7 protein-coding genes are annotated in these 9,746 nt (G+C 73.1%); 3 read left to right on the top strand and 4 right to left on the bottom strand.

The window, feature by feature from the left end:
- Positions 1 to 2,161, bottom strand: a 2,161-nt coding sequence (locus M3N57_01095) for a S8 family serine peptidase (GenBank protein MDP9021304.1), incomplete at its 3' end; no start/stop codon positions are given.
- A gap of 121 nt (positions 2,162 to 2,282) precedes the next feature.
- Complete coding sequence (locus tag M3N57_01090) at positions 2,283 to 3,758, bottom strand: peptidoglycan DD-metalloendopeptidase family protein (protein ID MDP9021303.1); 1,476 nt, start codon at positions 3,756 to 3,758, stop codon at positions 2,283 to 2,285.
- 123 nt (positions 3,759 to 3,881) lie between these two features.
- On the opposite strand from M3N57_01090, the gene M3N57_01085 reads away from it, so the two are divergent.
- Both M3N57_01085 and M3N57_01080 read left to right on the top strand, forming a co-directional pair.
- Complete coding sequence (locus tag M3N57_01085; protein ID MDP9021302.1) at positions 3,882 to 4,853, top strand: flap endonuclease; 972 nt, start codon at positions 3,882 to 3,884, stop codon at positions 4,851 to 4,853.
- Between the two features lie 92 nt (positions 4,854 to 4,945).
- Positions 4,946 to 5,602, top strand: coding sequence for a protein-L-isoaspartate(D-aspartate) O-methyltransferase (locus M3N57_01080; GenBank protein ID MDP9021301.1), 657 nt, complete (start codon positions 4,946 to 4,948; stop codon positions 5,600 to 5,602).
- A gap of 29 nt (positions 5,603 to 5,631) precedes the next feature.
- On the opposite strand, the gene M3N57_01075 is transcribed toward M3N57_01080, so the two are convergent.
- Together M3N57_01075 and M3N57_01070 are read right to left on the bottom strand one after the other, a co-directional pair.
- Positions 5,632 to 7,854 carry a histidine kinase gene (locus tag M3N57_01075; protein MDP9021300.1) on the bottom strand — a complete coding sequence of 741 codons (2,223 nt, stop codon included), beginning with the start codon at positions 7,852 to 7,854 and terminating at the stop codon, positions 5,632 to 5,634.
- An 18-nt stretch (positions 7,855 to 7,872) separates the two neighbouring features.
- Positions 7,873 to 9,240 carry a hypothetical protein gene (locus tag M3N57_01070; GenBank protein ID MDP9021299.1) on the bottom strand — a complete coding sequence of 456 codons (1,368 nt, stop codon included), beginning with the start codon at positions 9,238 to 9,240 and terminating at the stop codon, positions 7,873 to 7,875.
- Positions 9,241 to 9,451: 211 nt separating this feature from the next.
- Between M3N57_01070 and M3N57_01065 the strand changes: the two genes are divergently transcribed.
- A partial coding sequence (locus tag M3N57_01065; GenBank protein ID MDP9021298.1) for a hypothetical protein occupies positions 9,452 to 9,746 on the top strand: 295 nt, incomplete at its 3' end.

Raw genomic sequence — 9,746 nt, 5'->3', positions numbered from 1 at the left:
GGGCGTCCTCCACCGCCGGGCTGAGCGCGGCCGGCCCTCCCAGCAGGTACACGACCGCCCCGCCGGGGACGGTGCGCCGCAGCTCCTCGGCCACGCTCCGGTCCAGGTGGCCGTTCGGGGTGAGCAGAAGCGGGCCCTCGGCGCTGAGCGGGGCGCCGGCCAGGGCGTCGGCGAACACGTCGTGGCGCGACACGACGGCGTACCTGGCGCCGCCGGAGGAGAACCGTGCCCGGCTGGCGCGCACTCCGACCGAGACCGGATCGGAGGCGTCGACGCGTTCGGTCGTGGCCGGGTCGCCGTCGAAGCTGCCGGGGCGGTGGGTCAGGACGGCCGGTGAAGCCGCCGCCGCTCCGGTCCCGATCGCGTTGCTCGCGGCCACCGTGAAGCTGTAGGTGGTCCCGGTCGCCAGTCCACCGACCTGGGCCGACGTGGCGCCCGCTGCGACGGTGACCGTCGCTCCGCCCGAGGTCGCGCGGACGGCGTAGCCGGTGATCGGGCTGCCACCGTTGGAGGCTGGCGCGGCCCACGTGACCGTGGCGGTGGTCTCCCCGGCCGTGGCGGCGACGTGGCGGGGCGCGTCGGGGACGGTGGCGGGCACGGCGGTGGTCTCGGCGATGGCGCCGGTCCCGACCGCGTTCGTCGCCGCCACGGCCAGCCTGTAGGTCACGCCGTTGGTGAGCCCTGCGACCCGGGTGCTGGTGGTGCCGGCCGCGAGCGTCAGCTGCTGACCGCCGGGTGCGACCGTGACCGTGTACCCGGTGATGGGGGTCCCGCCATCGTCGGCGGGGGGTTGCCAGTCCAGCTGGACCGCCCCGTCGCTGGGCGTGGCCGAGACGGCTCGCGGCGCCGAGGGCGCACGGAGCAGAGCGGTCACCGCCGCACCGGCGTTCACCACCCGACCGGTGACGGTCCGGCCGGCGAGGCTGTCGAGCTGCTGCCCGTGGGCCGCGACGTGGTCGACGACCTCCTTGGCCGTCATCGACGGGGCGTGCGAGGCCACCAGCGCCGCCACACCGGCGGCGTGCGGCGCTGCCATCGACGTCCCCGACGCGTACGCGAACTGACCTCCGGGGTAGGTCGAGAGGACGTCGACGCCCGGGGCCCCGACATCGACCGTGGTGCGTCCGGTGTTGGCGAACAGCGGGACGGCACCGGTGTTGTCGACCGACGTCACCGACAGGACGGTCGGCAGGATGGAGTTGGCCGGCTGCGAGGCGATCAGGTCGTTGTCCACGCCTTCGTTCCCCGCGGCAGCCACGACGACCGCCTCGGACTCGCTCATGGCGGCCTCGAGGGCGGCGGAGGACGGCCCGACGTACCCCCAGCTGGCGTTGATGATCCGCGCCCCGGCCTGGCCGGCGTACTCCACTGCGGCGACCGCGTCGGAGAGGTGGCCCCAGCCGTCCGCGCCGATGAACTTCAGCGGCAGGACGGTGACCGCCGGCGCGACCCCCACGACCCCCTTCTCGTCGAGCGTGGCGGCGACCGTCCCGGCGACGTGGGTCCCGTGCCAGTCGGCGTCGGGTGAGTCGTACACGCTGGCGTCGTCGTTGGCGAAGTCCCACCCGGTGACGTCGTCGACCAACCCGTTGTGGTCGTCGTCGACACCGTTGCCCGCCTCCTCGCCAGGGTTGTGCCAGACGCGCGGCGCGAGGTCAGGGTGGCCGATGTCGACCCCGGTGTCGATCACCGCGACGATCGTCTCGGGCGCGCCGTCGGTGATCGCCCACGCCTCGGGGGCATCGACGTCGACATCGTCGACGCCGGCGCGGCCCGAGATGGTCTGGCCGGTGTTGTGCAGGCCCCACAGGTGCGCGAACCCCGCATCGGAGGCCGTCAGCGTGATCCGGCGGTCGACCTCTGCGAAGCGGACCGCGCGATGGTTGCGTAGGCGCGCCGCCACCGCTTCGGGGTCTCGGCCGGGCGGGACGGTCAGCACCTCGGTCCCGGTGAGGGGCAGTCGGCGGTGGACCGTCAACCCGTGCTCGTCGCGGACGGCCGCTGCCCCCTCACCGACGAACCCGACCAGGAGCCGTTGGCTCTCGCCCCGCGGTGACGGGTCAGCCGCCAGGGCGCCGGGTGGGGCGGTCAGCACGACGGCGGCCACCAGCACCGACGCGAGTGCGCCACGGCGCAGGGACCGGCGTGCGGGACAGCTCATGGCAGCATCCGGGCGGCATGCGGGCGGCGACGACCTACCACGGGTTCCTCGGACGCCGACCGCGTCCACTTGAGCGCCGATCGCGTCCACTTGAGCGCCGATCCGGCGCGACCAGGAGCAGCTAGTAGTAGCGCATGGGGTCGCGTGGGACGCCGTTGACGCGGACCTCGAAGTGCAGGTGCGGCCCTGTGGACAGGCCGGTGGAACCGACCGCACCGATGACCTGGCCGCGTCGCACCCGCTGCCCCGCCCGGACGGCCAGCCGTGACTGGTGTGCGTACAGCGTCGCCAGCCCATCGCTGTGGGCGATCACGACGGCGTTGCCGTACCCGCCGCGCCACCCGGCGGACACGACGACCCCGTCCGCTGCGGCCACGATCGCCTGCCCGGTCGGGGCGGGGATGTCGATGCCTGCGTGCAGGCGTCGGGTGCGGTAGACGGGGTGGGTGCGCCACCCGAAGCCGGACGTGACCCGGCCAGCGGTCGGCCACGCCAGCTGTCCGCTGTCGGAGGAGCCCGGCTGGGCCACCGCCGTCTGCGCTCGCCGCTGGGCGGGTGCCTTCGCGGCGGTCCTGTTCACGGCCTTGTCGGCAGCGACTTTCTGGGCAGCGGCCTTGTCGGCGGCGGCCTTGTCGGCGGCGGCCTTCTCGGCGGCGGCCTTCGCGGCGGCCTTGGCAGCTCGCGCCGCCGCGGCACGCTGTTCACGTGCGAGGCGGGCCAGCTCCGCAGCGAGCTCGTTCTCGAGCCGCTGCGACTCCGCCTCCAGGTGCGAGACGAGCCCCTCGTAGGAGCGCTGGTCGACGTGGAGGCGGCGCAGCAGGTCTTGCTGGCTGGCCTGGTCGGCGGTGATCTGGGCGACCAGGTCACGCTGGTCGCCCACCAGCGATGCCTGCTCGGCCACCAGCACCCGGCGCTGTTCGGTCAGGTCTGCGACGTCCTCTCGGGCCGCCCGCGCCACCGCCTCCTCGACCATCCGCTGGCGGCGCAACGCCGCCACCGTCTGTCGGTGGGCCGCCACCTGTGCGCGGAGCCAGTCCAAGCGTTGCACCACCTGGTCCTGGTGAGCCAGCACCGATCGCGCCACCCGCAGACCGCGCGCGGCGTCGCCGGGCGAATCGGTGGCGAACACCACCTGCAGCAGGCCGCCGACCTGCCCGGTACGGCCGCGCTTGAAGGCGTCGGCTGCCTGCGTCTCGAAGGTGGTCTGTTCGCGGTCGAGCTCGGCCTCGGTGCGCCGCAACTCCTCGGTGGCGGCGTCGAGCGCGCGGGTGGCCTCCTGGGTGCGCCCCTGAGCCGTGGCCAGCTCACGCTCGGCCGTGGCCAGCTTCTGCTCCGCTGACGCCAACGCGTCGCGCCGCTCGGCGAGCTCCGCTTCGAGCTCCCCGAGCCGTTGGGTGCTGGCCGTCAGACGCGCGTCGACGTCGGCCAGCGCCGCGCGCGTTTCCTCCACGGAGGTGGTGACGACCGCCAGCCCCTGGTTGGCCGCTTCCAGCTCGTGTTGGGAGTCCTGGATGCGCCGACGCAGGTCGTCGACCGGGGCAGCGCTCGCGTCGCCACCGGTCACGGCCATCAGCGCAGCCAGGGCGGCGACCACCATCCGCCGTCGTGCCACACCACCCCCAAGACCCGACACGGTCCCCACTACCCGTCCGACCCGTCGAAGGCAAGCAGCCGGCGATGGGTACCGCAACTGCAGGCGGCGCCCCGCTACCGTGCGGCCGTGTCAACGCTGCTGGCTGTCGACGGCAACTCCCTCGCGCACCGCGCCTGGCACGCGCTGACCGACGAACGCGACAGCGGCCCGTGGCTGACCGGCGGCGTCGTGCGCATGCTCGGCAGCGTCTGGCGGTACGGCCCGTACGCCGGTGTGGTCGTCGCCTTCGACTCACCCGACAGCATCCGCAAAGCCCGCCACCCGCGGTACAAGGCGAGCCGCCCCGCCCCCGACCCCGCCTTCGTGGGACAGCTGCGGGACCTGGCGCACCTGCTGGCAGCCTGCGGGTTCACGGTCCTGTCGACACCGGGCCACGAAGCCGATGACGTGCTCGCGGCGACGGTGGCCGGCGCCGGCATCGCCGACGTGCGCACCACGCTGGTGTCCTCCGACCGCGACCTGCTGGCGTTGGTGTCGGATCGGGCGACGCTGCTGCGGCCCAGACGCACGATGGCTGATCTGGCCGTGTACGACCCCGCCGCGGTCGAAGACGAGTTCGGGGTCCAACCCACCCAGTACCTCGAGCTGGCCGCCCTGCGCGGAGATCCCTCTGATGACCTCCCGGGCGTGCCGGGCGTCGGGCAGCGCACCGCCGCCCGACTGCTGCGATCCTGGGGGTCCGTGGGTGCGCTGTACGCCGGGATCGGCGACCTGCCCCCCGACCTGGCAGCACGGCTGCGCGACAGCCGGGGCGACGTCGAACGCAACCTCGAGCTGATGGCCCCGTTGGCACGGGGGCCGGTCGACCTCGCCGCGACGCTGGCCAAGGGTGTGGACCTCGCCCAGGTGCGACGGGCACTGGCCCCGGTCGGTCTGGGGCCCACCGCCGACGCTTTCCGCCGAGCCGTGCAACGCGGTCCGCTCCCGCCGATGCCTCCCCCACCGCTGGAACCGCCGCCGGGTACCGCGGCGGCCGAGCCACCGGCCCCCCGCCCACCGCTGCACCTCGACGGGGTCCAGGCCGCACTGTTCTCGTGACCGACGTCTGAAGCGGCCACGACGACGCTCGCGGCGGCACATGCCGCCCACCCAGGTCGTCCCGCCACGCTGCTTCTTCCGATCGGCCGCAGGTGGCAAGCTGTGCGCAGCCGACAGGGGCGCTCGAGATGTTCCTGCAACGTTCGCGTCAGGACCTGGTCCGGGCGGCAGCACGGCTCGGTGTCCGCAGCCAGCGGGTGATCGCCGCCATCCGCGCGGTCGACCGCGCCGGGTTCGTGCCGCCCGGGCGGGAGCGCCACGCCTACCGCGACCGCGCGATCCTGATCGGTCGCCGTCAGGCGACGTCGCAGCCCTCGATCGTCGCGCTGATGATCCAGGCGTTGGAGCTCGACGGTGACGAACGGTTACTCGAGGTCGGAGCCGGTGTGGGCTACCAGGCGGCGCTGCTGGCTCGTCTGGCCCGGGAGGTGTTCGCGGTCGAGCGGTCGGAGGATCTGGCCGAACAGGCCCGCACCAACCTCGCCCACGCCGGGATCCGGAACGTCACCGTCGTCAGCGACGACCCGACGCGGGGTCTGCCCGACCACGCCCCGTTCGACGCGATCCTGGTGTCCGCAGCCGCGCCGGAGGTCCCCCAGCCGCTCGCCGAGCAGCTGGTCGACGGCGGCCGGCTGGTGATGCCGATCGGGCCCGGCGGAGAGGAACTGGTCACTCTCTTCGTCCGCGAGGAACGCCGCACGCGTCGGGTGCGGGTCCTGACAGCCGCGAGTTTCGTGCCACTGCGGTGATCGCGCGCCCGCCGGCCTCGCGCCCGGCGTCAGGCGTCGAGGCGGCGGACCGGGACGAACCCCGACAGCGTGGTCCCGCGCCCGTGCTGCGAGTGCACCTCGAGGCCGCCTCCCTGCGCGTCGAGCCGGTCGGCCATGTTCTGCAGCCCGGCGCCCCGCGGGGTCGTGACGGGATCGAAACCCCGACCGTCGTCGGTGACCGAGAACACCAGCCGGTCGCCGTGGTCGCGCAGGCGGACGGTGGCTGCGGTCGCGTCGGCGTACTTGGCGATGTTCTGTAGGGCCTCCAGGCAGCAGAAGTACACCGCCGCCTCCGCGTCCTGCGGGTAGCGGCCGAGGTCTCGGGCGTCGACGTGGACGGCCACGGCCGCCTTGGCCGCTTGGCCCTCCAGCGCGGCCGCCAGCCCCCGGTCGGCAAGGAGCGGGGGGTAGATCCCCCGAGCGAGGTCCCGGAGCGTGACGATCGCGTCGGCCGTGTCCTCACCGAGCTGGTGGAGGAACGGGCCGACCGGCTTGCCCTGCTCGGCCAGACGCTCGGCGAGGGCGAGCTTCACCTTCAACGCCACCAGCTGCTGCTGCGCCCCGTCGTGGAGGTTGCGCTCCAGGCGCCGGCGCGCCTCGTCCTGTGCGGCCACCAGGCGCTTCCGCGATGCGCGCAGGTCATCGAGTCGGTCGAGGAGCTCGGCGGTGAGGCGCACCGTCCGGAACACCTGCCCCGCCTGGTCAGCCAACGCGCGCAGCAACCGTTCCTCGATCGGCGCGAGCGTCTCCTGCCCCGGGAGGGTGACGCTCAGCGCGCCGAGTAGCTCCTGGTTGTGGCGGACCGCGACGGCGGCGGTGGTGTCAGGCAGCTCCGGCAGCGTCCCACCGTCGATCCTGACCGGGCCACTGCCCTGGGCGTCGCCGGGCCAGGCCGCAGCCGGGCGGAGCTCCCCGCCGACCACCAGCCACACGTCGGCGCGGGTCGCGGTCGTCCCGGTGGCGAGGATCTGGGCCATCCGCGACAGCTTCTCGTCGGTGGTCACCGACTCGGCCATCTGCTCGGAGAAGTCGGCCAGGACCTCGTAGGGGGTGGCGCGTCGGCCGTAGACCAGGCGGTTGGCGACCGTCTTCAACCGTTCCTTGGACGGCTCGAACGCCACCGCCACGACACCGGTGGCCAGCACCGACAGCGCCAGGTTGTTGCCCTGGGCGCCGACCAGCCGACCCAGGCCGACGACGACGCCGACGTAGACGACGGTCACGAAGCCCGCCAGCGCCCCGTACACCAGCGTGCGCGTGATCACCCGGTCGATGTTCCACAGACGGAACCGCACCAGTCCCACGAACAGCGCAGCCGGGATGAGGGCGAAGACCGGCTGGAAGACGCGGAACAGTGCCACCGGGATGATGTCGAGGGGACGGCCCTGGTAGGCCTCGAACGCCGACCCGGCGACGCCGCGCTGCAGCACGTACACGCCCAGCAGCAGGGCCGGGAGCAGCGCCCAGAACAGCGTCCGCGCCTGCAGGCGGTCGGCGTCGGTCCGGGCGGTGCGGTAGCGGTAGGCCTGCGCCGCCACCCCCACCGCCGGGGTGACCAGGCCGAAGATCAAGATGATGGCCAACACCCGCGAGGTGCCGCGGATGGCGACCGCACCCATGACGGCGCCGGCGACCAGCGGGGCGTAGAGCAGCGCCAGGCGCCCCCGCGACCACCGCGGGATGACGGACCCGTCGGCGAACAGCAACAGGGCCAGGGCGTACGCCACCGCCGCGACCGCGTGGAAGCCGATGTGGATGGCGGTCTCCAGCAGCTCGGCGTCCAGCGCCTCGTAGACGCTGTAGGCCTGCAGGTTGAAGATCGCGGCCGTCCCGACCAGCGCGACCGCCAGCAGCCGGGCGGTGCGGTCGCGGGGACGCAGCCACATCAGGAAGCCCGCCAGGGCGAGGTTGAACAGGCTGAAGCCGTAGTCGATGATCAGGCCGGCGACCGGCTGGGTGTTGTGAGCGGCGTCGGCGAGCGCCTGCGCGGAGCGGCCGATCAGACCTGCGCTGTAGACGAAGCCGAGGTCGTGCAGCGCGTCGTGCCACCCGACCGGGATCGCCGTCGCCGAGACCAGCCCCGCGGCCAAGGCCCCCAGCGACATGAGCGCGTAGGCAGCGAACGCGACGGCGAACACCCGGTCGCGCGACGTGAACCGGCCGGCTGGCCGTACCGCGACGCCACCCCCGGCGGCGGTCCCGGGGGTGGCTGCCTCGGTCGCGATCGACATCGGTGGTTCGCTCCTGGCCTACTGGACGACGACCGTCCCGATCATGCGGGGGTGGATCAGGCACGCGTAGCGGTAGCTGCCGGGCTGGGTGAACGTCACCGAGTAGGTGCCTTCGTGGAAGATGCCCGAGGACAGGAACGTCTGTCCGTCCCACCTGCCGGCGTCGACCGCTGGGGGCGCGGGGCGCTCCGGTGGGCCGTCCACGTCGGCGGGCGCCGCCTCGCCGTTGGCGGGCGGACCTTCGCCTTCGGCGGGCGATCCACCCTCGCCCTCGGGTTCGGCGGGTTCCTTCGGGGCGCCTGGCCCGCCGATGGGGAGGACCGCCTGTGGGTTGTAGACGACGGTGCCGTCGTCCTCGACCTGCATCTGCGAGAAGTACGGCGGGACCTGGAAGCTGACGGTATGGGGCCCGACGAACGACCAGCTGACCTCCTCTCCGACCTTCACGCGCATCTCCCGGGGGATGAACTCGCTGATCAGGCCGTGCACCCACAGGTCGTTTGCCGCGAAGCCGGCGAACGGCTTGCGGACGGTCTCCGGCGGGCCGTACGCGTCGAAGGTCGCTTCGTCGACCGACTTGCCCAGCTCGTAGGCCTCGCGCAGCGGCTCCGCCCATGCCTCGATCTCGGTGCGCGCCTGACGCGCGACATCGGCCTGGGACGGGATGTCCTGGTCGGCCCCGACGACCGTGATCGCGCCGCTCTGGAACGGCCCGTGGACGTTGCAGTAGTAGTAGTAGGTGCCCGGCGCCGCGTCCGCGGCGATCGGGACCTCGAAGACGTTGCCTTTCGGGCCCTCGTAGGGGATGAAGCCGGAGTTGTAGAAGCTGTGGCGGCCGGTGAACGCCGGCTGGATCTGGTCGTCGTCGGCGCACGGGGTGGCGGGGTCCTCCGGCGGTCCGCCGTCTGCCAGGTAACACGGCTGGGCGGCGTTCTGGTTGACCCCGGCCTCGATGTCGTCGTCGAGCATCCACGGGGGCAGGTCCGCCATGGCTTGATCGACCTGCTCGATCACCTCGGGTGGGATGTCGGACATCGGTGTGCCCTCGTACCGCTCGAACTCGGGCACGATCTTGGTCAGGACGTCGTCGACGAGTCGGCCCATCGTCACGCTGTGGGGCTCGCCGGTCCAGTGCTGCTTGAACCGGACCGTGTCGCCGGGGCGGACCGTCACCGACCGCGGGAAGTAGCCGAGCAGCGACGTGGCGAACTCGTCGTGGTCGTAGTCGACCAGGACCTCGCGGACCTGCGGACCCGAGCCACGCCCCAGCAGGGTGCTGCAGGCCGACACCAGGAGCGCCGCGGAGGGCACGAGCAGGACGAGTCCGAGCCGGCGCAGGCGTGCGGTGCGTGCGCGGCGCGGACCGTGCGGGTGAGCTGCTGCCACGGAAGACCCCTCTGTCGGGCCGCGGCTGACGCGGCGTGGAGCCTGCGATGGCCGACTGGCCAGGCTCGGGCCCCGAGATCGGCGGAGGGTAACCCCGTTGGTGCCGCTGCGCCGCCGTTCCGCGAGATCCGGAACGTTCACGTCCGGCGCCGCGTTAGCACGGGTACAGGACCTCATGTGACATGCCGATGATGAGATAGAGATGAGACAGATGACGAGACGGACGGAAGGCGGTGTTGTGACCGACCACAGGCAGAACACGCAGACGACCGAGGCGTCGACCACGGTCGCGGACGAGCACGCCGCCACGATCGCCTGGCTGGAGTCGGAGTTCCCTGAGTGGCGGTTCGAGGTCGGCGCCACCCGGGACCCCTCGGGTGACCACAAGCCTTGGTGGGTCGCCCGCCGCGAGGGCCATCACCCGCAGGCTGAGCTGTCGCCCGGGAAGCTCTCCAGCCGCCTGGCCGACTACCAGGCACGGCAGGACCAGCGCACCCCCGCCGACG

The sequence above is a fragment of the Actinomycetota bacterium genome (assembly GCA_030776725.1).
GTDB lineage: Bacteria > Actinomycetota > Nitriliruptoria > Nitriliruptorales > JAHWKO01 > JAHWKW01.
Note: the sequence above shows the minus strand (reverse complement) of the source record. Positions and strands in the feature narration are given on the sequence as shown.